General features: G+C 70.3%; 18 protein-coding genes and 1 tRNA gene. 12 read left to right on the top strand and 7 right to left on the bottom strand.

What is annotated here, in order from left to right; genetic code table 11:
• Positions 1-38 precede the first annotated feature (38 nt).
• Positions 39-1,652, bottom strand: coding sequence for a dolichyl-phosphate-mannose--protein mannosyltransferase (locus AB4Y74_RS11305; protein WP_441799178.1), 1,614 nt, complete (start codon positions 1,650-1,652; stop codon positions 39-41).
• Positions 1,653-1,709: 57 nt separating this feature from the next.
• Here AB4Y74_RS11305 and rsmI point away from each other — a divergent pair, with 57 nt between their 5' ends.
• Genes rsmI through AB4Y74_RS11280 form a run of 5 tightly spaced genes read left to right on the top strand, consistent with a single transcriptional unit; the run spans position 1,710 to position 6,933 of the window.
• Entirely contained in the window at positions 1,710-2,540 is an 831-nt protein-coding gene (rsmI, locus tag AB4Y74_RS11300; RefSeq protein ID WP_441799177.1) for a 16S rRNA (cytidine(1402)-2'-O)-methyltransferase, read from the top strand.
• Between the two features lie 41 nt (positions 2,541-2,581).
• Complete coding sequence (metG, locus tag AB4Y74_RS11295) at positions 2,582-4,171, top strand: methionine--tRNA ligase (RefSeq protein ID WP_441799176.1); 1,590 nt, start codon at positions 2,582-2,584, stop codon at positions 4,169-4,171.
• The gene (locus AB4Y74_RS11290) at positions 4,168-5,097 is read left to right on the top strand and encodes a TatD family hydrolase (RefSeq protein ID WP_441799175.1); all 930 of its coding nucleotides are present in this window, start codon (positions 4,168-4,170) and stop codon (positions 5,095-5,097) included. Before metG ends, AB4Y74_RS11290 begins: the two co-directional genes overlap by 4 nt.
• The gene (gene rsmA / locus AB4Y74_RS11285) at positions 5,094-5,945 is read left to right on the top strand and encodes a 16S rRNA (adenine(1518)-N(6)/adenine(1519)-N(6))-dimethyltransferase RsmA (RefSeq protein ID WP_441799174.1); all 852 of its coding nucleotides are present in this window, start codon (positions 5,094-5,096) and stop codon (positions 5,943-5,945) included. Before AB4Y74_RS11290 ends, rsmA begins: the two co-directional genes overlap by 4 nt.
• Before the next feature lie 52 nt (positions 5,946-5,997).
• On the top strand, positions 5,998-6,933 hold the full coding sequence (locus tag AB4Y74_RS11280) for a 4-(cytidine 5'-diphospho)-2-C-methyl-D-erythritol kinase (RefSeq protein ID WP_441799173.1): 936 nt from the start codon (positions 5,998-6,000) through the stop codon (positions 6,931-6,933).
• Between the two features lie 294 nt (positions 6,934-7,227).
• Here AB4Y74_RS11280 and AB4Y74_RS11275 read toward each other — a convergent pair whose 3' ends face one another.
• Both AB4Y74_RS11275 and AB4Y74_RS11270 read right to left on the bottom strand, forming a co-directional pair.
• Positions 7,228-10,044 (bottom strand): LuxR C-terminal-related transcriptional regulator, encoded by a 2,817-nt coding sequence (locus AB4Y74_RS11275; protein ID WP_441799172.1) that lies wholly within the window; start codon positions 10,042-10,044, stop codon positions 7,228-7,230.
• A gap of 127 nt (positions 10,045-10,171) precedes the next feature.
• Complete coding sequence (locus AB4Y74_RS11270; RefSeq protein WP_441799171.1) at positions 10,172-11,962, bottom strand: ABC-F family ATP-binding cassette domain-containing protein; 1,791 nt, start codon at positions 11,960-11,962, stop codon at positions 10,172-10,174.
• Positions 11,963-12,006: 44 nt separating this feature from the next.
• Here AB4Y74_RS11270 and AB4Y74_RS11265 point away from each other — a divergent pair, with 44 nt between their 5' ends.
• Positions 12,007-13,638, top strand: a complete 1,632-nt coding sequence (locus tag AB4Y74_RS11265; protein WP_441799170.1) for an acyl-CoA dehydrogenase family protein — start codon at positions 12,007-12,009, stop codon at positions 13,636-13,638.
• An 80-nt stretch (positions 13,639-13,718) separates the two neighbouring features.
• On the opposite strand, the gene AB4Y74_RS11260 is transcribed toward AB4Y74_RS11265, so the two are convergent.
• Both AB4Y74_RS11260 and AB4Y74_RS11255 read right to left on the bottom strand, forming a co-directional pair.
• Positions 13,719-16,235, bottom strand: a complete 2,517-nt coding sequence (locus tag AB4Y74_RS11260) for a CDP-glycerol glycerophosphotransferase family protein (RefSeq protein ID WP_441799169.1) — start codon at positions 16,233-16,235, stop codon at positions 13,719-13,721.
• A 46-nt stretch (positions 16,236-16,281) separates the two neighbouring features.
• A complete protein-coding gene (locus tag AB4Y74_RS11255) occupies positions 16,282-16,785 on the bottom strand; it encodes a MarR family winged helix-turn-helix transcriptional regulator (protein WP_441799168.1) in 504 nt (167 codons plus the stop codon).
• 66 nt (positions 16,786-16,851) lie between these two features.
• Between AB4Y74_RS11255 and AB4Y74_RS11250 the strand changes: the two genes are divergently transcribed.
• From AB4Y74_RS11250 to AB4Y74_RS11240, 3 genes are all read left to right on the top strand, one after another.
• Positions 16,852-16,923 (top strand) — tRNA-Gln (locus tag AB4Y74_RS11250).
• Between the two features lie 30 nt (positions 16,924-16,953).
• A complete protein-coding gene (gene glmU, locus AB4Y74_RS11245; RefSeq protein WP_441799167.1) occupies positions 16,954-18,411 on the top strand; it encodes a bifunctional UDP-N-acetylglucosamine diphosphorylase/glucosamine-1-phosphate N-acetyltransferase GlmU in 1,458 nt (485 codons plus the stop codon).
• A complete protein-coding gene (locus tag AB4Y74_RS11240) occupies positions 18,412-19,389 on the top strand; it encodes a ribose-phosphate diphosphokinase (protein ID WP_441799166.1) in 978 nt (325 codons plus the stop codon).
• An 82-nt stretch (positions 19,390-19,471) separates the two neighbouring features.
• Here the strand turns inward: AB4Y74_RS11240 and AB4Y74_RS11235 are convergent, their stop codons facing one another.
• Together AB4Y74_RS11235 and gndA are read right to left on the bottom strand one after the other, a co-directional pair.
• Positions 19,472-19,822, bottom strand: coding sequence for a hypothetical protein (locus AB4Y74_RS11235; protein ID WP_441799165.1), 351 nt, complete (start codon positions 19,820-19,822; stop codon positions 19,472-19,474).
• 109 nt (positions 19,823-19,931) lie between these two features.
• Complete coding sequence (gndA, locus tag AB4Y74_RS11230) at positions 19,932-21,389, bottom strand: NADP-dependent phosphogluconate dehydrogenase (RefSeq protein WP_441799164.1); 1,458 nt, start codon at positions 21,387-21,389, stop codon at positions 19,932-19,934.
• A gap of 176 nt (positions 21,390-21,565) precedes the next feature.
• On the opposite strand from gndA, the gene AB4Y74_RS11225 reads away from it, so the two are divergent.
• The 3 genes from AB4Y74_RS11225 to AB4Y74_RS11215 are packed head-to-tail and all read left to right on the top strand — an operon-like array spanning position 21,566 to position 24,422.
• Positions 21,566-22,402 carry a sugar phosphate isomerase/epimerase family protein gene (locus AB4Y74_RS11225; protein WP_441799163.1) on the top strand — a complete coding sequence of 279 codons (837 nt, stop codon included), beginning with the start codon at positions 21,566-21,568 and terminating at the stop codon, positions 22,400-22,402.
• Positions 22,399-23,562, top strand: a complete 1,164-nt coding sequence (locus AB4Y74_RS11220) for a Gfo/Idh/MocA family protein (RefSeq protein WP_441799162.1) — start codon at positions 22,399-22,401, stop codon at positions 23,560-23,562. Before AB4Y74_RS11225 ends, AB4Y74_RS11220 begins: the two co-directional genes overlap by 4 nt.
• Positions 23,559-24,422: a sugar phosphate isomerase/epimerase family protein gene (locus AB4Y74_RS11215; protein WP_441799161.1), complete on the top strand. Its 864-nt coding sequence runs from the start codon at positions 23,559-23,561 to the stop codon at positions 24,420-24,422. The genes AB4Y74_RS11220 and AB4Y74_RS11215 overlap by 4 nt, the downstream gene beginning before the upstream one ends.
• The last annotated feature ends 62 nt before the right edge of the window (positions 24,423-24,484 follow it).

Raw genomic sequence — 24,484 nt, 5'->3', positions numbered from 1 at the left:
CACGTCCGACACCGCACAGTGTCAGGCGGTTGGTCGATTCACACCCAGCTGGGCAGCCACATGTGGATCTGCCAGAACCAGAACGGCACCTGCTGTCCCGTCCAGATCGGCCAGAAGAACGCGCTCACCACCGCGCAGGCGGCCAGGAACACGCCGGTCCACAGGATGCCCCGCTTCCGTCGCGGTTCCGGGTCCGATCGGCGGCCCAGTACCATCCCGATCGCCGCTGCCAGCGCAAGGATGAGGTACGGCTCGAACGCGATCGCGTAGAAGGTGAAGATGGTGCGACCCATGTACAGCCACCAGGGCAGGTATCCCGCCGCGAGCCCGGTCAGGATGAGGCCGATCCGCCAGTCCCGGGTGCGGACCAGCCAGTAGGCCAGGAACAGGATCGCAGCGGTGCCCGCCCACCAGATCAGCGGGTTTCCGAGCGAAGTGATCGCCGCCGAGCACGAGGCGGACGCGCACCCGCTCTGGCCCTGCGTCGTGCCCACGTAGTACATGCTCGTCGGCCGCAGCATCAGCGTCCACGTCAGCGGGTTCGACTGGTAGGGATGCGGCGTGTGCAGGTTGATGCTGTAGTTGTACATCTCGGTCTGGTAGTGCCAGAGGTTCTGGATCCACGCCGGAACCCAGGCCAGCGCGCCGGTCCACTGCCCGTGCGCGGCAGCAGCCCAGTTGCGGTAGTAGCCGTCCCTCGAGAAGATCCAGCCCGCCCAGGTGGCGACATAGGCGACGAACGCCAGCGGCACCATGAGCACGAAGGTGGCGGGTGCTTGCTTGAGCAGTGCTCCGCTGATGTGGAACGGGAGCTTCTCTCGGCGGCGGGCCACTGCATCCACCACCACCGTGTAGACCGCGAAGAAGGCGAGGAAGTAGAACCCCGTCCACTTCACGCCGGCGCACAGCCCGCACAGGATGCCGGCGGCGATCAGCCACGGACGCCACCACAGCACCGGCCCCCAGGCCGGATCGCGCCCGGCGGAGCGCTCCGCGGCCACCCGGGCCGCCAGCCGGTCGGCCGACCACTTCCGGTCGCGGAGGACGCAGCAGAACGCCAGCAGCGCGAAGAACATCACGAAGTTGTCGAGCAGGGCGACGCGGCTCATCACGATGGCGTGGCCGTCGATCGCGAACAGGAAGCCCGCGATCGTCGCCAGCATCGTGGAGCGGAACAGCATCCGTGCGATCAGGAAGACGAGCAACACGGCGATCGTGCCCGCGATCGCGGTCGACACCCGCCAGCCGAACGAGTTTCCGGCGCCGGTGGCGGCCATCCCCAGCCCGATCAGCCACTTGCCGAGCGGTGGATGGGCGACGAACGACGGATCGGACGAGAAGATCTGGGTCTCTCCTGCGGCGAAGCGGGCGTCCGCCTTGTCGGGCCAGCTGCCCTCGTAGCCGAGGTTCCAGGTCGACCAGGCGTCTTTCACGTAGAAGGTCTCGTCGAACACCAGCGCGTGGGGCTGGCCCAGGTTCCACAACCGCAGGATCGCCGCGAGCAGGGTCACGCCGATCGGCGCTCCCCAGTACCAGAGCCGCATCCTCGTGGGGGTGCGCAGGACGCGCGCCCACCAGTCGTCGAGGCGGCTGCCGACGCGAACCGGGGCGACGTGCGCGGCCGGGGCGGCGGTCAGGGGTGCTGAAGTCACCAGGCCATGCTAGGGGCGGAGCCTTCGTATCGCCTTTCGGCTGACAGACTAGAAGCCATGATCATCCTCGCCGCCACGCCGATCGGCAACCTGGGGGACGCCTCCCGTCGACTGGTGGAGGTGCTCGGCACGGCCACGGTCGTCGCCGCGGAGGACACGCGCGTCGCCCAGCGGCTGCTCGCCGGACTGGGCGTCACGAATCGGCCCCGGCTGATCGCCCTGCACGATCACAACGAGCGGGAGCGCGCGGGGGAGCTCGTCGAACTGGCGCGCGACCAGGATGTGGTGCTGCTCTCCGACGCGGGCATGCCGACGGTCAGCGATCCCGGCTTCCACCTGGTCGAAGCCGCCGCCGCGGCGGGCGTCACGGTGACGGCGCTGCCCGGGCCCTCGGCGGTGCTGACCGCGCTCGCCGTGTCCGGCCTGCCGACCGACCGCTTCACGTTCGAAGGCTTCCTGCCGCGTAAGCAGGGCGAACGGTTGTCGACCCTGCGGGTTGTGGCCGCGGAGCCGCGCACCATGGTGTTCTTCGAGTCGCCGAATCGTCTGGCCGCCTCCCTCGGCGACATCGCGACGGCGCTGGGCGCAGACCGCCGCGTGGTCGTCTGCCGGGAGCTGACCAAGCTGTACGAGGAGGTCCGGCGCGGAACTGCGGCCGAGCTCGCCGCCTGGGCCGCCGACGGCGTTCGCGGCGAGATCGTCATCGTGGTCGCGGGAGCGCCCGCGCGGGAGGCCGACCCCGAGGCGGCGGTGGAGCAGGTGGTGGCGCTGGTCGCGGCCGGGACCCGCCTCAAGGAGGCGGCGGCGGAGGTCGCGGAGGCCACCGGACTGAGCAAGCGCGACTTGTACCAGGCGGCACTCGCCCGGCGTTCTCCACAGGCGGAGTAACACGCGGGATCGCGCGCGCCCGCGCCCGTAGGATGGTCACCATGTCCGATGGCTCTTCCTTCTACATCACCACGCCGATCTTCTACGTGAATGATGTCCCGCACATCGGGCATGCGTACACGGAGGTCGCGGCCGACGTCCTCGCCCGCTGGCACCGTCAGGCCGGCGATGACACCTGGCTGCTGACGGGCACTGACGAGCACGGCCAGAAGATCCTGCGCACCGCCACCGCCAACGGCACGACGCCGAAGCAGTGGGCGGACAAGCTCGTGACCGAGGAATGGCTGCCGCTGCTCGAGACCATCGACATCTCCAACGACGACTTCATCCGCACCACGGACGAGCGGCACGAGGTCAACGTCCAGAAGTTCCTGCAGAAGCTGTACGACGACGGCTACATCTACGCGGGCGAGTACGAGGCGCTGTACTGCGTGGGCTGCGAGGAGTTCAAGCCGCAGAGCGAGATCGTCGACGGCACGGGGGAGTACGAGGGCCAGAAGGTCTGCGCCATCCACTCGAAGCCGCTGGAGCTGCTGCAGGAGAAGAACTACTTCTTCCGCATGAGCCAGTTCGCCGACCGGCTGCTCGCCCTGTACGAAGAGCGGCCCGACTTCGTGCAGCCCGAGTCGGCGCGCAACGAGGTCGTCAGCTTCGTGCGCCAGGGACTCTCCGACCTGTCGATCTCGCGGTCGAGCTTCGACTGGGGCATCAAGGTGCCGTGGGATGAGTCCCACGTCGTCTACGTCTGGTTCGACGCGCTCCTCAACTACATCACCGCGGTCGGCTACGGCCAGGACGACGAGGAGTTCGCCCGCCGCTGGCCGGCGAACCACCTGGTCGGCAAAGACATCCTCCGTTTCCACGCGGTCATCTGGCCGGCCATGCTCATGGCCGCCGGTCTCGAGGTGCCGCGGCGCGTCTTCGGTCACGGCTGGCTGCTCGTGGGCGGCGAGAAGATGTCCAAATCGAAGCTGACGGGCATCGCGCCGACCCAGATCACCGACACCTTCGGTTCGGACGCGTTCCGCTACTACTTCATGCGTGCGATCAACTTCGGGCAGGACGGCTCGTTCAGCTGGGAGGACCTCGCTGCGCGCTACCAAGCGGAGCTCGCCAACGGCTTCGGCAACCTCGCATCCCGGGTCGTCGCCATGGTGACGCGCTACTACGAGGGGATCGTGCCGCCGGCCGGCGAGTACGAGGAGGCCGACCTGCGCATCCAGGAGGTCGTCCGGACGGCAGCGGCCGACGCCGATGCGGCCATCTCGCGGCTGGCGATCCACGACGCCCTCACCGCGATCTGGCGCATCGTCGACGAGTTGAACGGGTACATCACCGAGCAGGAGCCCTGGACGCTGGCGAAAGACGAGGCCCGTCGCGAGCGCCTCGGGACGATCCTGTACACCGCAGCCGAGGGCCTCCGCGCGCTGGCGGTGCTGCTCTCGCCGGTCATCCCGGCCGCGACGACCACGCTGTGGGAGGCGCTCGGCGTCGAGGGGGAGCTCGGTGCGCTCGACGCGCAACCGCTCCGCACGGCCGGCGCGTGGGGTCAGCTTCCGGCGGGCACCGAGGTCAACGGCCTGCAGGCGCTGTTCCCGCGGATCGATGCGGAGGCGGTCGCCGCGGTATGACGGACCCGTCGTTCGTCCGGCAGCGGCATGTCACCGACGGCCGCGACCTGGCCTACCCACCGCTCCCCGAGGCGCTCGTCGTCCCCGTCTACGACAACCACACGCATCTGGAGATGGCCGACGGCGTCGAGCCGCTGGACTACCGGGAGCAGTTGGACCGGGCGTCCAGCGTCGGTGTCCGCGGAGTAGTCCAGGTCGGCAACGACGTAGAGACGTCCCGCTGGTCGGCGGAGACGGCGGCGATCGAGCCGCGCATGCTCGCGGCGGTGGCTCTGCATCCCAACGATGCCCCGGATTACGCCGAGCGCGGCGAGTTGGATGACGCCCTCGCGGTGATCTCCGAGCTTGCCGGCCGACCCCGCGTCCGGGCCGTCGGAGAGACCGGCCTCGACTTCTTCCGCACCGAGGAGGGGCCACGACGCGAGGCGCAGGTCCGGTCGTTCGAAGCGCACATCGAGATCGCCAAGCAGAACGGCATCGCGCTGCAGATCCACGACCGTGACGCCCACGCCGACGTCGTCGCGACTCTCAAGCGGGTGGGCGCCCCGGAACGGACGGTGTTCCACTGCTTCTCCGGCGACGTCGAGCTGGCCCAGGTCTGCGCCGACAACGGCTGGTACATGTCGTTCGCGGGCACCGTCACCTTCAAGAACGCGCCGAAGCTGCGCGAAGCGCTGGCCGCGGCTCCCCGCAACCTGATCATGGTCGAGACGGACGCCCCGTTCCTGACGCCCGTGCCGTTCCGCGGCCGGCCGAACGCGCCGTACCTCATCCCGCACACCCTCCGGGCGATGGCCGACGTGATCGGTACCGATGCGTCAACGCTCGCCGCGCAGATCAACTCGAATACCGAGCTGGTCTACGGCCGGTGGGACAGCGAGCCGGTCGGGCCGCCTCCGACCCGCCCGATCGGGATCATCGCGTGAGCGAGCTGCGCCTGCTCGGGCCCGCCGAGATCCGCGACCTCGCGGAGCTGCTCGACGTCACGCCGACCAAGAAGCTCGGACAGAACTTCGTCATCGACGCGAACACCGTCCGACGCATCGTCCGCATCGCCGAGGTGCAGCCCGGTGAGAGCGTGGTCGAGATCGGCCCGGGTCTCGGTTCCCTGACGCTCGGCCTGCTCGAGGCCGGAGCGGATGTCGTCGCCGTCGAGATCGACGGCCGCCTGGCCGGACAACTGCCGACGACCGTCGCCCAGATGGCGCCGGACGCCGCCACGAGGCTCACGGTCGTGCACCGCGACGCGCTCGCCGTGACCGAGCTCCCGGCCGATCCGGTGCGACTGGTCGCCAACCTCCCCTACAACATCTCGGTTCCCGTGCTCCTGCACTTCCTGGAACGCTTCCCCAGCCTCCGCTCGGGCGTGGTCATGGTTCAGGCCGAGGTCGGCCACCGGATCGCGGCCGGACCCGGCTCAAAGGTCTACGGAGCACCCAGCGTGAAGGCCGCCTGGTACGGCACCTGGCGGACGGCCGGATCGGTCAGCCGGCAGGTCTTCTGGCCCGTGCCGAACGTGGACTCGGTCCTCGTGGGGTTCGACCGCCACGACGCCCGACCCGGCGACGAGACACTCCGGCTGCGGACATTCGCCCTCGTCGATGCGGCCTTCCAGCAGCGTCGCAAGACCCTCCGGCAGGCCCTCGCGCCGGTCTTCGGCGACCCGACGTCGGCGGCGACCGCCCTCGAGGCGGCCGGCCTCGCGCCGAGCCTCCGTGGTGAGCAGCTGGCGCTCGCGGACTTCGTCCGGCTCGCGTCCGTTTCCGGCGCGTAACGCGTCCAGCAGACGCACAGCGGCGAGGCCGCCAGGTGTGTAGGTTGGAGGCATGGTGGACGGGTGGGACGTTGACAGCGTGCACGTTCGTGCTCCCGGCAAGATCAATGTCTTCATGCGCGTCGGCGCCGTCATGGAAGACGGCTACCACGACGTCGCCACCGCCTACCAGGCGTTGTCGCTCTATGAGGATGTCCGCGCCTATCCGGCGGACGACTACTCGCTGACCTTCGGCGGCAGCATCGACACCACCAACCTCCCGCTCGATGACGCCAACCTGGCGATCAAGGCGGCGCGACTACTCGCGAAGCGCACCGGCTACTCGGGCGGTGTCCGCCTGGAGATCGACAAGCACGTGCCCGTCGCGGGCGGGATGGGCGGAGGCTCGGCCGACGCTGCCGCCACCCTCGTCGCCTGCGACGCCCTGTGGGGGACCGACATCGGTCGAGAAGAACTGCTCGCCTTGGCCGCCCGGCTCGGCGCCGATGTGCCGTTCGCGCTGGTCGGTGGCACCGCCATCGGCACGGGACGCGGCGATCGCCTGAGCCCAGCGCTCGCGACCGGACAGTTCCACTGGGTGCTGGCGCTGCCCGAGGGTGAGCTGAGCACGCCACGCGTCTACAGCGAGCTCGACCGCCACCGCGAGCGGCACGTCCGCGACATCGCGCCGGCGCAGCTGACGCCCAGCGTCGACTCCGCGGTGCTGCAGGCCCTGCGCGCAGGCGACGCGGCCATGCTCGCCGAGGCGCTCACCAACGACTTGCAGGCCCCGGCCATCCACCTCGTGCCGGAGATCGCCGACGTCATCGAGCTGGGTGAGATGAACGGCGCCCTTGCCGGGATCGTGTCCGGATCGGGGCCGACGGTCGCGTTCCTGACGTCCGACCTCGACTCGGCCCTCGACCTCCAGATCGCTCTGAGCGCATCCCGGGTCCGCGCGGTCCGCGCGACCGGCCCTGTCCACGGTGCGCGCATCATCGGCGACTGACAGGACCGTTTGTGAAACGAAGGAGATCGGTCGTCGAATCTCCGACGTGAAGCAGTTCCGCGGGAGATTCGACCGGAAATCGTTCGAATCTCCTGCGCTCGCGGCAGACGGGGCCGCAGACGCAGACGGGGCGCACAGGGGGGCGAGACCAGAGGATGCCCGGCAGACAGCACGCGTCGGGTTGAGACGATTCGTCGAATTCGGGAAGCGTTTCCGCGCACTGGGCCGGGCATCCCAGGTGCTTTCACACTACCGACGACGCGCCCCGTCCCTCTCACTCAGGGGCCGAAACCGTCAAGACTTGACGGGTCGCCTCCGCGACAGCGTCCGCAGGTCGCGCCGCGAGCGCAGCCCGAGCTTCGACAGGATGTTGCGCACGTGGAAGTTGACCGTCGTCACCGACACGTAGAGCCGCTCCGCGATCTCCTTGTTCGTCATCCCGGCAGCCAGGGCGTGCGCCACCTGACGCTCACGGGTGGTGAGCGTCGCCAGCGGGTCGGTCGTGGACGGCACCACGGTTGCCTCGTCGAGCAGCCGGACGCAGCGCGCCAGGTAGCCGGAGGCACCGAGCCGCCGGAAGGTGGCCGCCGCCTTCTCCAGGTGCTCGCGACCGCGGGCCGCCTGTCCGGCGGCAAGGGCGAGCCGCCCGGCGTCGAATGCGGCCACCGCCTGCGGGAAGGGGAACCTCTCGGCTGCCGGCTCCTCGATCGCCGCCTGGTAGGCGTCGAGGGCTTCGGCAGCGCTCCCCTCCGCCTCGAGAACACGGCCTTCGAGCCAGCGCAGCGAGCCGTAGTAGGGTCGCCACAACCCGGGCGCTGCGCAACGCTCGTACGCCACCCGCGCCTCCTCGCCGCGCCCCAGCGCCGCGAGCGCATCCACCCGGTACGTCAGCCAGCCGAGGGTGGAGCCGCGGGAGGCGGCCGCCTCGGCCTGCGCCGTCGCCGCCAACTGCTCCTCCGGTCGGCCGAGCGCCCGCGCAAGCTCCGCGCGTGCCAGGTAGGGCAGGTCGCCGTCGTACGAGCCGGTGATCCGCGGGTCCGCCTGGGCAGCGGCGCGCAGGCGCTCGTCCACCGCCTCCGCCTCTCCGCGCGCTGCGCGGACCAGAGCGGAGGCCCACAGGGCGATCGGCCAGCACGAAAGGTCGGTCTCGTCGAGCGCCAGCGCGACGGCGGTGTCGGCGAGCGTCACCGACTCCTCCCAGTCGCCCGTGAGGTAGAGGATGTGCGCGTACATCGTCCGCGCGAAGCCGGCCGTCCAGCTTGTGGGGAAGAGCCGCGCCAGGTCGTTGGCGCGTGCCAGGTCTGCGCGTGCGCGCTCGATGTCGCCGCTCAGGATGAACACCCGCGAACGGCTGACGAGCGCGTCCACCGCTGCCGGCGACTCGTGGCCGACGACCAGCTCGTCGAGTTCCGCGGTGAGCGGCCCGAACAGGTCCGGCCGGCGCGAATGCGCGGCGGAGTTGATGGCCCAGCCGAGTAGGCGCGTCAGGTCGTCCTCGGGGGCTGCCAGCCAGCGCAGCGCCGGATCGCCGACCTCCGCCGGGTCGGGGCTCTCGGCGATGTGCCGCCGCGCGGCATCCAGGTGGTCCAGGACCCCGGGAAAGTCGCCGGTCGCCATCAGCACCTTGGCCAGCGCCTCGGCGGCGTGCGACCGGATCGCACGCTCGTCGGGCGTGGTCGCGGGCCGCTCTTCGAAGGCGAGCGCCAGTGCCATGGCGCCCGGCAGGTCGCGGGAGAGCGTCCGAAGTTCCAGGAGGACGGCGTCCCGGACGGGGGACGGCGGCAGCGCCTCGAACGCGGGCCGGAGCTCGAGGATGCGCTCGTGCATCCGGAACCTCATGGCGATGAGGCCGAGTTCCAGCAGCGCGCGTTCGGCTTCGGGACCTGCGGCCAGGTCGACCGCCGACCGCGCGTAACTGAGCGCCTGCTCCGCCTGGCCCAGGTCGGAGACCGTCAGCGCGGCCGCCAGCAGCTCGGCGACGAGGGTCGGATCGGCCTGGTGCGCGGCCTCCACACGGTGCCGCAGCGCCCGGTGTCCGGACAGCACCTCTGCGGCGACGCGGTGGATGGCGGATCGGCGGTCGAGCGGCACTTCCGCCGCGAGGGCATCCGCCAGGATGGCGTGCGCCGGTTCGACGTGCACCACTCCGTCGCGGGTCTCGGCCAGTACCAGACCGCGCGCGACCGCGGCGTGCACGTGGACATCGGCGCCGAGGCGGGTGGCGATGGTGCCGACGACGGGCAGCGGCAGCGGATCGCGGAGCACGGCCACCAGTTCCGCCGCGGCGCGGACCGACGGGTCCGCACCTTCCAGGGAGGCGGAGATCGCCGTCGCGAGGGGTGTGATCGCCGTGGCGGGGAGGTCCCAGCCGGCCGGATGCAATGCCTGCGCGAACGTCTCCCGGAGCTGACCGAGAAGGACGCTGAGCAGCAGCGGCGAACCCTGCGTCGCCTCGGTGAGACGCGTCGCCGTCCGACGGGAGACCGCGTGGCCCAGGATGTGGCGGGCCAGCTCCTGCGTGTCGCCGACTGTCAGTGGCGTGAGGTCGATCCGGGCGTGGTTGGCCGTGGTGGACGCGATGTCGTCGAACAGGGCGACCACGTTGTTCTGCTGCGGTCGCGTCGCCGCAGTGAACAGGAAGCCCTGGTCGGCGAGGCGCCGGACCACGAAGCGCAGTGCCCGGGCGGACGGTTCGTCGACCCACTGGGCGTCGTCGACGATCAGACACACCGGGCCGTCGATTCCGTCGATGGCGTCGAGCAGGAGCCGGCCGACGGTGAGCGGGTCGTCTCCCGGGGCCGGCGGACGGATGGCGCTGGATGGGGCGGCGCGGCGGACCCGCAGCCCGTTCATCCCACGCACCAGAGTCTCGACAGTGGCGTAGGCGAGGTCCGACTCGAAGGAGTCGGCGTGAACGCGGAGGACTGTCCATCCCTCCAGCCGTTCGGCGACGTCGGCGAGCAGCGCGGTCTTGCCGAGCCCCGCTTCGCCCGTCACCAGGACGGCGCCGCCGTGCTCCCGCGCCCGATGCGCGACCAGGAGCATCGTCTCCCGGGCGCGGTCCCGTCCGAACAGGGGCCGTTCGTCCACAGCCCGCTTCTCGTCGCCCACGTGCCGCTCCTGTCCCCATCGGCCGCGCAGGTTCGGGTGCGCCACCGATCCTCAGGATCATCGCACAGCGGCCGCGCGCTTTCGTTCCCCAGTCCGGGGGGACGCGTCGTGCGGTCGGTCGAGGCGGTCAGCCTTCGAGCTGCTCCGAGAGTTCCAGCCAGCGCGTCTCCAGGTCGGCGATCTCTCCCTCGAGCGTCCTGAGCTCGTCGGTGAGCCGGCCGAGGCCGACGTAGTCGCTCTGGTCGTGGCGGGCCAGCTCTTCGTGCTTCGCCGCGACCTGGTCGGTCACCTTGGCGAGCCGGCGGTCCAGGGCGGTCAGCTCTTTCTCGGCGGTGCGGAGTGCAGCGCCGGAGAGAGCGGGAGTGGAGGTGGCGGTCGCCGTCGCGGTCGCGCCTCCCGCTGCCGGCTCAGCGCTCTGCGCCCGCCGGAGCCGCAGGTACTCGTCCACCCCGCCCGGAAGGTGGCGAAGCCGCCCATCCAGCACCGCGTACTGCTGGTCCGTGACACGTTCCAGCAGGTACCGGTCGTGCGACACGACGAGCAGCGTCCCCGGCCAGGAGTCGAGCAGATCCTCCATCGCGGCGAGCATGTCCGTGTCCAGGTCGTTGGTGGGCTCGTCGAGGATGAGCACGTTGGGTTCGTCCAGCAGGATGAGCAGCAACTGGAGCCGACGCTTCTGGCCGCCCGACAGATCCTTCACCGGGGTGGACAGCTGCGCGTTCGTGAAGCCCAGCCGCTCCAGCATCTGGCCGGGGCTGACCTCCTTGCCACCCGCGAGATACGTCGTCTTCTTGCTCGCGACGACCGCGCTGACGCGGTCCTCCAGCACGTCCTCCAGCTCGTCGAGCTGCTGCGTGAGGGTCGCGATTTTGACAGTCTTGCCCCGCTTCACACGGCCGGAGTCCGGCGTGACGGTGCCCGCGACCAGTCCTAGGAGGGTGGACTTCCCGGCGCCGTTGACGCCCAGGATGCCGGTGCGCTCGCCGGGGGCGATGCGCCACTCCACCTCGCGCAGCACGGTTTTCGGGGGGTAGGAGACCGACACATCGAGCAGGTCGACGACATCCTTGCCGAGCCGCGCGGTCGCCAGGCTGGTCAGGGCGACCGTGTCACGCAGGGGCGGCTCGTCGGCGATCAGCTCGGCGGCCGCGTCCATCCGGAACTTCGGCTTCGAGGTTCTGGCCGGAGCGCCGCGGCGCAGCCACGCCAGCTCCTTGCGCATCAGGTTCTGCCGCTTGGTCTCGGCTACCGCGTTCATCCGGTCGCGTTCCACCCGCTGCAGCACATACGCGGCGTACCCGCCCTCGAAGGGCTCGACGATGCCGTCGTGCACCTCCCAGGTCGCGGTCGACACCTCGTCGAGGAACCACCGGTCGTGCGTCACCACCACGAGCGCTCCCGAGGTCGCCGACCACCGCCCCTTGAGGTGCTGGGCCAGCCACGCGACACCCTCCAGATCGAGGTGGTTGGTGGGCTCGTCAAGGAAGAGGATGTCGTGGTCGTGCACCAAGAGCGCGGCGAGGGCGACCCGTCGGCGCTGGCCGCCGGAGAGCTCGCCGATGGTGGCGTCCCAGCGGATGTCCGCGACCAGACCGGCCAGCACGTCCCGGATGCGCGGATCACTCGCCCACAGGTGCTCGTCGCGGTCGCCGACGATGGCATGACCGACCGTCAGCTGATCGGGCAGGATGTCGCGCTGGTCCAGCATCCCGACCGTCACGCCGCGCCGCCGGGTGACCCGCCCGGAGTCCGGCTCCAGCGTCCCCCCGAGCAGCTGCAGCAGAGTCGACTTGCCGTCGCCGTTGCGGCCGACCACGCCGATCCGATCGCCCTCCGAGAGCCCGAGGGTGACGGAATCGAAGACGGTGCGCGTGGGGTACTCGAGGTGCAGCGCTTCCGCGCCGAGAAGGTGGGCCATGAGGGTCTCCAGCCTACCGGGACGGGCGGCAGTAGACTCCCGCCATGGTCACTCACGCCGTCGTGAACCAGCCTCCGCCGCGCGTCGACGTCGACGAGTTCGCCGCGAACCTGCCGCTCCGCGAGGGCGTCGAGCGATACGAAGCCGGGTGGGCGACGGCGTCGCTCGGACAGGTCGGCCGGTTCGTCGGCTCCGCCGCGTTTCAGCGGGACGCGGAGCTCGCCAACGGGCACGAGCCGCAGCTGCGCGCGTTCGACCGCTGGGGAAACCGCATCGACGAGGTCGAGTACGACGACGGCTACCACCGCATCATCGCGGCCGCGGTCGCCGCCGGTGCCCACACCTCGGCGTGGGCGGACCCGCGTCCCGGCGCCAACGTCGCCCGGGCCGCCACGTTCATGCTGTTCGCGCAGGTGGAGCCGGGGCACGCCTGCCCGGTGTCGATGACCCACGCCGCTGTGCCGGCCCTCGCTGCCTCCGCATCCCTCTCCGACGAGTGGATGCCGCGCCTCCTCAGCTGCGACTACGACCCTCGACTCGCTGCGGACAAGACATCGGCGCTGTTCGGGATGGCGATGACCGAGAAGCAGGGCGGGTCGGATGTGCGGGCCAACACGACGCGCGCGCTCGCCGACGGGGACGGGCGTTGGCTGATCACGGGCCACAAATGGTTCTGCTCGGCGCCGATGTCGGATGCGTTCCTCGTCCTGGCGCAGACCGCGGCCGGGCTGTCCTGCTTTCTGGTGCCGCGGGTGCTGGACGACGGCGAACGGAACGTGTTCCTCATCCAGCGGCTGAAGGACAAACTCGGCAACCGCTCCAACGCCTCCAGCGAAGTGGAGTTCGACGGCACAGTCGGCTACCTGCTGGGGGAGGAGGGACGCGGCGTGCGCACCATCCTGGAGATGGTCAACCGCACGCGGCTCGACTGCGTGCACGGCAGTGCGGCCGGGATGCGCCAGGCCGTCGCGGAGGCGGCGTGGCATGTCCGGCACCGGTCCGCCTTCGGTTCCCGGTTGGTCGACCAGCCCGCGATGGCAGCGGTCCTCGCCGACCTGTCGCTGGAGTCGGAGGCGGCGACCGCGGTGGCCCTGCGCCTGGCGCGGGCGCACGACGCCGACGCATCGGGGGCGGACGCGGCCTTCCGCCGCCTGGCGACGGCGGTGACGAAATACTGGGTCTGCAAGCGCGGCCCCGGCCATGCGTACGAGGCGCTGGAGTGCCTGGGCGGCAACGGCTACACCGAGGCGTTCCCGCTGGCCCGGCGGTATCGGGAGCAACCGGTCATGGCGGTCTGGGAGGGGTCCGGCAACGTGATCGCGCTGGACGTGCTTCGCGCGCTGCGCCGCCAGCCGGACGCCTGGCAGGCTTTCGACGCCGAACTCGCCGGGGCCCGCGGCGTGTACCGCACCTTCGACCAGCACCACGACCGGCTGCGCGCGCGTGTGGCAGCGTGCGCCGCATCCGCCGAGGGCGACACTGCGGCTGCCGAGGCCTCGGTGCGCCCGCTCGTCGCCGGGCTGGCGGTCGCCCTGCAGGCGTCACTGCTGATCCGGGATGCACCGGCTCCCGTCGCCGACGCGTTCGTCGCCGCCCGCCTCGGCCCCGAGCGCGGCTCCCTCTACGGCGAACTGCCCTCCGCCCTCGACCTCCCGGCCCTCATCGCCCGCGCCTGACGCCCCCGAGCACAGGAAAATTGTTGCTTACGGGCGCTCTGCTCGACATTTTTCCTGTGCTCGGGGGCCGCAGGCCGGGGTCAGGAGTCGGCGGGAGCAGGGGCGGGGACGGCGCCGATCGCGCGGTAGAACTCGGAGACGGCCTTGCGGTTGTATGCGACGAAGTCGAAGTGGCTGTCGGGCACGTCGCCACGCAGGAAGGCGCGCATCCCGTCGGCCACACCCTCGACGCTCTGCGGGACGACCATCCCGCTGCCGACGGGGAGGGCGTTCTTCGCGGACGCGAACTCGACCGTGACGATCGGCAGCTGCAGTACCAGCGCCTCCAGGAGCACCATCGGCTGACCCTCGTAGTCGCTGGACAGCACGAAGCAATCGGCCTTGGCCATGATCGCGTGGGGATTGCGCTGCATCCCGGTCAGAAAGACGGAGCCCTGCATCCCCAGCTCCGCCACCAGCGCCTCCAGCTCGCCGGCGAGAGGACCCGACCCCACGATCACCAGGCGCGTGCGCGGGTTCTCGACGTGAACGGCGGCGAACGCGCGGATCAGTCGGGCCTGATTCTTCTCGGGCGACAGGCGGCCGACATTCACGAACGTGGTCACGTCGTCGTCGGCGAGCAGCAGTTCCGCCCAGTCGGGGATGCTGCCGACCTCCTCGTCGAAGGTCAGCTCGTGCAGGTCGGCGCCGGCGTTCTCGAGGATGTGCTCCGCGTCCACCGTGTTGAGCGCCGACGCGAACTTCTCGGGTGCCGCGTACTCGGTGAGGGAGGCCCGGTTGATCTCGGACAGCGTGGGGGAGACGGAGACGAGGTGGTCGTACTGCCGGTACAGCGTGAAGATCTGCGTGAGGCTGTGCAGCATCCGCTTCTCGCCGTTCACCTCGCGGTGCGCGTCCGATGCCAGGTCGTTGTGGAGCCAGATCGCTCGCTGCGCCTGGGGCGAGTGGAGGAGCAGAGCCGCCCAGAACGGCCCGTAGCCGGAGAAGTCGACCACGTAGTCGAACCGGCTGTCGCCGAAGCAGCGGTACCACTCGTCGTCCCACAGCCGGTTCTGCGCCGGGACGTCGGCGTGCTGGGCGATCCGTCCGCGCCGGAAATCGAGGTGGCGGGCGAGGTGCAGCAGTTTCGCGCCGTTCATGCCGCCGACCCGCGGGAACTGACGGACGGCGGGATGGATCTGCCGCTGCTTCCCGATGACGACACCCGACCGGCTCTGCGCGAAGAACGCGGAGACGTCGTACCGCTCGTGATCGATGTTGTTGAGCAGGTTCAGGGCGGAGGTGGTGATGCCGTTGGGCCGCATCCCGCCCAGGTACAGCAGGATCTTCTGACGGCCGTCGTCCGCGAGGTCGGTGCGCAGGCGATAGCCGTCGCGCACGCCGCGGAACACGATGTCGACGACGCGGCGCGAGGCCTCGCCGTTCTCGTACGGCGTGAAGCGGCGCTGCATGTCGAGGTACCGCTCGCGCGACTCCTCGGGCACGGCGTCGCCGGCCTCGGCGATCGCGTGGAGCTCGTCGCCGACCTCGCGGGCCGACATCAGCACCGGGCCGGGCCACTCCTCCGGCTCGAAGTAGAGGCCTCGGGTGCCCGCGTAGTCGGCGAGGTCGGGCGTGAAGAACACGATCGGCCGCCCGGTCTGCAGGAAGTCGAAGAAGATGCTCGAGTAGTCCGAGATCAGGATGTCGCTGGCGCCGAGAACGAGGTTGGTCGGGATCTCGTTGGGCACGAGCATCCGCTTCAGCTCCGGGCGGTGCGCGGCGAGGGCGTGGACGGTCTGGTGCGTCTTCAGCAGCACGGCGTACCGGCTGGTGTCGATGCGCTCCTCGATCTGGGCGATGTGGGCGAGCAGTGCATCCAGGTCGTCCTCGGGCCGCCCGAAGGTCTGGCCCTTCCAGGTCGGCGCGTACAGGATGACCTTCCGGTCGCCGAGCGGGATGCCCGCGTCGATCAAACGCCGGCGCACCTCCTCGCGCCCGCGGTCGTCGAGGAACTGCCGGTCGATGCGCGGGTAGCCCTCCTCGACCAGCGTGCCGCGATAGACCCCGGACAGCTTGTAGCCGGTCTCGTACATCTGTTCCGACATGAACGGGTTCGCGGACAGCAGGTAGTCGGCCTGAACGAAGTTGCGGAGGATGTTCGCGGTGGCCAGCGCGCCGTCTTCGATGTCGTAGCCCATGCGCTTCAGCGGCGTGCCGTGCCACGTGTTCAGGTAGACCTGGCCGGGACGCTTCGAGAAGTCCGGCGGGAAGGTCGCGTTGTTGACCAGGTACTGACTCGTCGCGAGGGCACGGTAGTACGCCGCGGAGCCGTAGCGGACGAAGCTGACGCGCGGATCACCGGCGAACTCCTCGACCGCCGCGCGGTAGAGGGACAGGTCGGAGAGCGCCCAGACGTGGGTGAGGTGCCCGAAATCGGGTGCCGCGAGAAGCTCGCGGAAGATCGCCTCCGGGTTGTCGAGCATCCCGTTGCCCGAGAACGACTCGTAGAACACGGAGCCCTGCACGATCGGCTGACGCCGCCAGTGCGCGTGGATCTCGTAGCGCGCGGCACGCTTGACCCGGGACGGGAGTCGCTTCAGTCGGGAGAGTCTCATCGAAGCCGATTTTATGAGAGCGGCATAACAGACACCTGGGAGCGGGTCACCCTTCGGCGTCGAAGCCGAGGCTCAGCTTCCGCAGCAGGGCGGCCAGCCGCTCCGCGTCGGCCGCGGAGAGCCCGTCGAGCAGCTCGGCCTCCGCATCCACCAGCCGGGTGATGGCCGCATCCACGCGGGTGAGGCCCTGCGCCGACATCTGCACCAGGATGCCGCGGCCGTCATTGGGGTCGGTGCGCCGCTCGACCAGGCCGCGCGCGACGAGGCGGTCGATGCGGTTGGTCATGGTGCCGGAGGAGACCAGCGTCTGCTGGAGCAGCGACTTCGGGCTCAACTGGTACGGCGCGCCGGCGCGGCGCAATGCGGCCAGCACGTCGAACTCCCAGGAGTCGAGGTCGGAGCGCTCGAACGCGCCGCGACGGGCGCGGTCGAGGTGCCGGGAGAGGCGGTCGACCCGCGAAAGGACCTGGAGCGGCGCGAAGTCGAGGTCGGGGCGTTCGCGCAGCCAGGCGTCCACGATGCGGTCCACCTCGTCGCGTGCGTCGGCCATCCCCCCAGGCTATCGGGGTTCGACCTGTCCGCGTCTGGCAGACTGTCACCTGCGCGAAACGCGCGTTCCGCCTTGGTGTAATGGCAGCACGACAGCCTTTGGAGCTGTTAGGTCCAGGTTCGAGTCCTGGAGGCGGAGCGTACCGAACAGCCCGATCCCTGGAGGGACATGACCGACCAGAATCTCGCCATCGTCGTTCTCGCGGCGGGGCAGGGCACACGGATGAAATCCGCCACGCCGAAGCTGCTGCATCCGCTGGGCGGCATTCCCATCGTGTCCCACGTGCTGGCGACCGCTCACGAGCTGGGCGCGGCGCACGTGATCGCCGTCGTGCGGCACGAACGCGACCGGCTCGCCGAGGTCATCGGCGCGGACATGCCGGAGGCCGTCATCGTCGACCAGGACGAGGTGCCCGGCACCGGGCGTGCCGTCGAGCAGGCCGTCGCGGCCCTCCCGGACGACTTCACCGGCGATGTCCTCGTGGTCAACGGCGACGTGCCGCTCCTCGACGCCGCGACCCTCCGCGAACTGATCGCGAAGCACCGCGCGGGCGAGGCGGCCGCGACCATCCTCTCGAGCTTCCCGGCCGACGCCACCGGCTACGGCCGCATCGTCCGCACCCCGGAGGGGCACCTCGACCGGATCGTGGAGCACAAGGATGCGACCGCCGCTGAGCGGGAGATCGGCGAGATCAACGCCGGCATCTACCTGTTCGGGCTGGCGGCGCTGCGCGACAAGCTCGCCCTCGTCTCCACCGACAACGCCCAGGGCGAGAAGTACCTGACCGATGTGATCGGGCTGCTCCGGGAGGCGGGCTTCGACGTGGATGCGCTTCCGGTCGCCGAGTCCTGGCTGGTGGAGGGGATCAACGACCGTGCGCAGCTCAGTGACGCGGCGGCGAAGCTCAACGCGCTGATTGTCCGTACCTGGCAGCTGGCCGGCGTGACCGTGCAGGACCCGGCGACGACCTGGATCGACGTGAAGGCGAAGCTCGCGCCGGACGTCACCATCCTCCCCGGCACCCAGCTCCGCGGCGCCACCCTGGTCGAGACCGGGGCCACCATCGGACCGGATACGACCCTCCTCGACACCGAGGTGGGCGAGGGCGCCACGGTGACGCGGACCGACGCGACGCTCGCCGTCATCGGTGCGGGCGCGATCGTCGGGCCGTTCGCCTACCTCCGCCCGGGCACGATTCTCGGTGAGAAGGGCAAGATCGGCACGTTCACCGAGACCAAGAACGCGGTCATCGGTGCGGGTACCAAGCTGGCGCACTTCAACTACGTCGGCGACGCCGAGGTCGGCGAGAAGGGCAATCTCGGCGCGGGGGTCATCACGGCCAACTACGACGGCGTGAACAAGCACCGCACGGTCATCGGGTCGAACGTCCGAATCAGCACGAACACCGTGCTCGTCGCGCCGGTTAGGATGGGTGACGGAGCGTATACCGGGGCAGGCACGGTCGTCCGCAAGGACGTTCCCGCCGGAGCCCTCGCGATCACCGTCGCCCCGCAACGCAACATCGAAGGCTGGGTCGCGCAGAAGCGGCCGGGCACAGACGCCGACAGGGCTGCCCGCGAGAGCGATGCCGCCCAGGACAACGCAGCTCCGGAGAGTGGAGAGTAAGTGTCAGGGATCACCACGACCGGCCAGAAGCGGCTCGTCCTCATCTCCGGTCGCGCGCATCCCCAGCTCGCGCACGAGATCGCGGAGTGCCTCGGGAGCGAACTCATCCCGACAGACTCTCGAACCTTCGCCAACGGCGAGATCTATGCGCGCTTCGACGAGAGCGTCCGTGGCTCGGACGCGTTCGTCATCCAGTCGCACACGTCTCCGATCAACGAGTGGCTCATGGAGCAGCTGATCATGGTGGACGCCCTCAAGCGCGCGTCCGCCAAGCGCATCACCGTGGTCGCCCCCTTCTACCCGTACGCCCGGCAGGACAAGAAGGGCCGCGGCCGCGAGCCGATCTCGGCCCGCCTCGTCGCCGACCTGTTCAAGGCGGCCGGCGCCGACCGCATCATGTCGGTCGACCTGCACGCCGCCCAGATCCAGGGCTTCTTCGACGGCCCGGTCGACCACCTGTTCGCCATGCCGGTGCTCCTCGAGCACATGAAGCGCGAGCTCGACCCGTCCACACTGACGGTCGTCTCGCCCGACATGGGCCGCGTCCGCGTCGCCGACATCTGGAGCGACAAGCTGGGTGCGCCGCTGGCGATCATCCACAAGCGCCGCGACCCGCTCGTCCCGAACCAGGTCTCGGTGCACGAGATCGTCGGCGACGTGAACGGCCGCGTCTGCCTGCTCGTCGACGACCTGATCGACACCGGCCGCACGATCGTGAAGGCGGCCGAGGCGCTCAAGGAGGCCGGCGCAACCGGCGTCGTCGTCGCGGCGACCCATGCCGTCTTCAGTGACCCCGCCGTGGAACTGCTGCAGAGCGACGTCATCGACTCGGTCGTGGTCACCGACACCCTCCCGCTCCCCGAGCACAAGCGCTGGGACGGCCTGACGGTGCTCCCGATCGCGCCGCTGCTGGCGAGCGCCATCCGCGAGGTCTTCACGGACGGTTCGGTTACGTCGATGTTCGACGGGGCTGCGTAGCCTTCCACCTCTGCTCCGAAAAGGGAGGACATCCCGCCGCACGCCGGCCCGATGTCCTCCCTTTTCCGCGTTTCGGCGGCGCCTACGGCAACCGGTGCGGCGCCGACGGGATGAGGCCCAGCGGCGCCACCCACGCCGCGTCGCCCTCGGTGTTGAGGGCGTAGCACTGCCACCCGGGGCCGAGTGGTCCGAACAGCTCGAAGCGCGCTGACGAGTCCACCGCATCCGGCTGGTACTGGCGCGCGTACACAGCGCAGGTGTAGTCGGCCGTCTGGGTCTGGATGCTGATGGTCAGCAGGATGCCAGGCAGCAGCAGCGCGCCGAGCGCCACGATCACGAAGACCCGACTCGCGACCGTCATCCCGCGCCCGCGGAGCGGTCGCTCGCCGAGCGGCTCATACTCCGCGAGCTCAGGATGGTCGTCGTACGTCACCACCCCATCCTCTCGCGCTCACGCCGTCGAGTACACAAAAACTGCACGCCGATCGGGTGATCAGCGTGCAGTCTTTGCGGACTCGATGGTGGGGCGTGCGCCTCGGCGGCTAGTGGGAGGAGGACTCGGTGGCGATCTCGGTGCGGTCGCCGGACCACAGGGTGTGGAAGACGCCGTCCTTGTCGACCCGCTTGTATGTGTGGGCGCCGAAGAAGTCGCGCTGGCCCTGCACCAGGGCGGCCGGGAGGCGCTTCGAGGCGAGCGAGTCGTAGTACGACAGCGCCGAGCCGAAGCCGGGGACCGGGACGCCCGAAAGCGCCGCGGTGGATACGATGCGGCGCCAGGCCGCCTCGCCCTCGCGCACCGCGTCGGCGAAGTACGGCGCCTCCAGCAGGGTCGAGATGTCGGGGTTCTCGTCGTATGCGTCCGCGATGCGGTTCAGGAACTGGGCGCGGATGATGCAGCCGCCGCGCCAGATCTTGGCGATGCGGTCCTTGTGGATGTCCCAGCCGTACTTCTCGGCGCCGGCGATGATCGCATCGAAGCCCTGCGCATACGCGACCACCTTGGAGGCGTACAGCGCCTTCGACACGTCATCGGCGAACGCGGCGACGTCGGCCGCCTTCTGCACCTCGGGACGCGACTGGATGGTCGCCTGCACGGCCGCGCGCTGGTTCGGCTTCGACGACACCGCGCGGGCGAACACAGCCTCCGCGATGCCGCCGACCGGGACGCCCAGGTCGAGCGCGTTCTGCACTGTCCAGACGCCGGTGCCCTTGGAACCCGCCTGGTCGAGGACGATGTCGATGAACGGCTTTCCGGTCTCCGCATCCACCTGGCGCAGCACCTCGGCCGTGATCTCGATCAAGTACGACTCGAGGTAGCCGTTGTTCCACTCGGCGAACACGTCGGCGATCTCGGCCGGCGACAGCCCGCCGATGGTGCGGAGCAGGTCGTAGGCCTCGGCGATGAGCTGCATGTCGGCGTACTCGATGCCGTTGTGGATCATCTTGACGAAGTGGCCGGCACCGTCGGTGCCGACGTGGGTGACGCAGGGCTCGCCCTCGGCGACGGCGGCGATGGACTCCAGGATCGGGCCCAGCGTCTCGTACGACTCGACCGATCCACCCGGCATGATCGAGGGCCCGTTCAGCGCGCCCTCCTCGCCTCCGGAGATCCCGGCGCCGACGAAGTGGATACCCGTGGGTGCGATGCGCTTCTCGCGGTCGATGGTGTCGTGGAAGTTCGCGTTGCCGCCGTCGACGATGATGTCTCCCGGCTCGAACCGCTCCACCAGCTGGTCGATGACGGCGTCGGTGCCCTTGCCGGCCTGCACCATGATGATCGCGGTGCGCGGCTTCGACAGCGAAGCGACGAAGTCGTCCATCTGCTCGGCGGAGACGAATCCGGCCTCCGGGTGCGCGTTCACCAGTTCTTCGGTGCGGGCGTAGGTGCGGTTGAACACGGCGACCGTGTTCCCCTCGCGGGAGGCGAGGTTGCGGGCGAGGTTGGACCCCATCACCGCCAGTCCGACGACTCCGATGTTCGCGGTTGCTTCCTGAGACACGTAATGCTCCTTCGTGGTGCCGCAGCGGACAGGGCCGTCCGCCACGACGGGATCTAGTCGGGGGTCAGCTCTCCCGCGGGTGGCAAGAATCGAGCAGTGCACTCCAGCGTAGCGTGGTGCCGTGGGGCGTGGGCGGTTCGCCCGGCCGCCGCGGCCGCGACCTCAGGAGGAATGGCATGACGACGTGGACCCTGTCCGGCTTCGGCGACGAGATCGACCCGGACCCGGCCATCCAGGTCGCGGTGCTGCAGGCCCTCGGCGCGAACCAGATCGAGGTGCGCAGCGCCTGGGGCGTCAACATCATCGACCTCGCTGCAGATCAACTGGACGGCCTGGCGCGGCTCTTCGCGGAGCGCGGGATGGGCGTCTCCGCCATCGCGTCGCCCGTCGGCAAGGTCGACGTCACGCTCCCGGTCGAGCACGAGGTGGAGCGTCTCGGTCGCGCGATCGCCGCCTCCCATGCGCTCGGCGCGCGGTACATCCGTCTCTTCAGCTTCTTCCGCGCCGGAGGAGTCCCGGTCGAGTCGATCCGCGACGACGTGCTCGTCCGGATGCGGGCGCTGGCCGAGCTCGCCGAGACGGAGGATGTGGTGCTGCTGCACGAGAACGAGAAGGACATCTACGGCGACACCCCCGAGCGCTGCCTCGACCTCGTCGAGTCGGTCGGATCGCCCGCGCTGCGTCTGGCGTGGGACAGCGCCAACTTCGTCCAGGTGGGCGTCGCGCATCCCTTCGACGACGGGTACGCTGCCCTGCGTCCGCACCTGGAGTACCTGCAGGTGAAGGATGCGCTGTCCGCCACGGGCGAGGTCATGCCCGCGGGGGAGGGCGACGGGCAGGTGCTGCTGACCCTCACCGCGCTGCGCGACGACGGCTACACCGGCTTCGCCTCGCTCGAACCCCACCTGACGGATGCGGACGCACTCGGAGGCTTCTCCGGACCCGCCGCCTTCGGGCGCGCGGCCCGCGCGTTCCGCACCCTGACCGACCGGATCGGAGTCACCCTCGCATGACGGACCAACCCGCCGCTTCAGACGCCCGCACCCCGCTCGCCGTGGCCATCGTCGGGTGCGGCATCATCGGCGTGAACCACGCCCGCGCCATCCTGCGACATCCTCGGCTCACCATCGCAGCGCTCGTGGATGCGGTGCCCGGGGCGGCCGAGGCGCTCGCTGATCTGGTCGCGGCCGACGGGCCCGGCGAGCGTCCGGCCGTGTTCGCGTCGCTCACCGCCGCGCTGGCGGGAGCTCCTGTCGACATCGTGGTGATCTGCACGCCCAGCGGACTGCACGTGAACGTCGCCGAGGAGGCGATCGTCGCCGGACGGCACGTCGTGATCGAGAAGCCGCTGGACACCGACATGCGCCGGGCTCGCCAGATCCTGGAGCTGGCCCGGCGGGCGGAGCGCGACGGTCTGGTCGTCTCGGTCATCAGCCAGCACCGCTTCGACCCGTCCTCGGTCGTCGTGGCCGAGGCCGCCCACACGGGACGCTTCGGTCGGATCACGAGCGGGCTGGCGTCCGTCGCCTGGTGGCGGACCCAGGACTACTACGACTCCGGCCAGTGGCGGGGGACCTGGGACCTGGACGGCGGCGGCGCCGTCATGAACCAGGGCGTCCACACGGTCGACCTGCTGGTCTGGTTCCTCGGGGCACCGGTCGAGATCTCGGCGCACACCGCGCTCCTCGCCCACGAGCGCGTCGAGGTCGAGGACATCGCGGTCTCGACCATCCGGTTCGAGTCGGGTGCGCTCGCGGTGCTGCACGCGACGACCGCGGCCTTCCCGGGCCTTGCGGTTCGCCTGCAGGTGCACGGGGACGGCGGCTCCGCCGTCATCCACGACGACCAGCTGGAGTTCTTCGCGGCCGACAGGGACGCCCGCGACCGTGCGAGCGAGGTCGTCGCGGCCGAGGAGCTGCGCGGCGGCGACCGCGGGTCCGACGCCTTCGTGGTCGGGCACCTGCGGCAATACGAGGACATCGTCGACGCCATCGACGAGGGACGGCCCCCGGGTGTTCGGGTCGAAGACGCTTACGTCTCGCTCTGCGTGGTCCGGGCCGTGTACCTCTCCGCGACCCTGGGCCGTCCAGTCCGTATCGACGAGGTGCTGTCAGGCGAGCTCGACGACGTCGTCGTATCCACCGGACCCGTCACGTCAGGAGCGCGCGCATGAGGTTCTCGATCTTCACCGCATCCACACCGGAATGGACGCCCGAGGAGGCGGCGCGGATCATCGCCGCCCAGGGCTGGGAGGGCGTCGAGTGGCGGATCACCGACCAGAGCCAGGCCGAGGCCCCGGGATTCTGGTCGGGCAACCGCGCCACCTGGCCGCTCACCGGTCTCGAGGACTCCCTTGACGAGATCGCCCGTATCACCCGCGAGAGCGGGCTGGAGTACTCCGGACTCGGGGGTTACGCGCGCTGCGACGACCATGACGGTGTCGAGCGGCTGCTCGCCGCCACGGCGCGCCTCGGTGCACGGCAGGTGCGCGTCACCATGCCGCGCACGGACGCGGGGGAGTACCGCGAGCTGTTCCGCGGCGCCCGCCGCGACCTCGACTGGGCGGCCGAGCGCGCCGCGCACCACGGCGTGAAGGCGCTCGTCGAGCTGCACCACGAGACCATCACGCCCTCCGCGTCCGCCGCCTTCCGAATCCTGGACGGGCTCGACCCGGAGCATGTCGGCGTCATCCACGACCTCGGGAATCTGGTCATCGAGGGGCGGGAGGAGACGCTGGCGTCGCTGCAGCTGCTCGGCCCGTACCTCGCCCACGTGCATGTCAAGAACGTGGCCTGGCTGCCGGGGGAGCCCGAGGAGGACGGCACCGTCCGCTGGCACCACGAGTGGGCGCCGCTGCGGACGGGGACCGGGGATGTCGACGCGTACTTCCGTGCACTTCACGCCTTCGGCTACGACGGCTGGGTCACCTGCGAGGACTTCTCGACCGAGCTGCCGCTCGAGGAACGGACGCGGGACGATCTGGCCTACCTGCGTGCGGTGGAGGCCCGCACGCGCACCGTGGCCGTCGCCTGACGGCGCCCCGCCGCGACGAGTCGTCGCAGCCGTGTGAAATGCTGGCCCCCGGCGACGAGTTC

It is taken from the genome of Leifsonia sp. RAF41 (assembly GCF_052114085.1).
Lineage (GTDB): Bacteria > Actinomycetota > Actinomycetes > Actinomycetales > Microbacteriaceae > Leifsonia.
The sequence above is the reverse complement of the archived record's forward strand: the minus strand, read 5'-3'. Positions and strand labels throughout refer to the sequence as shown.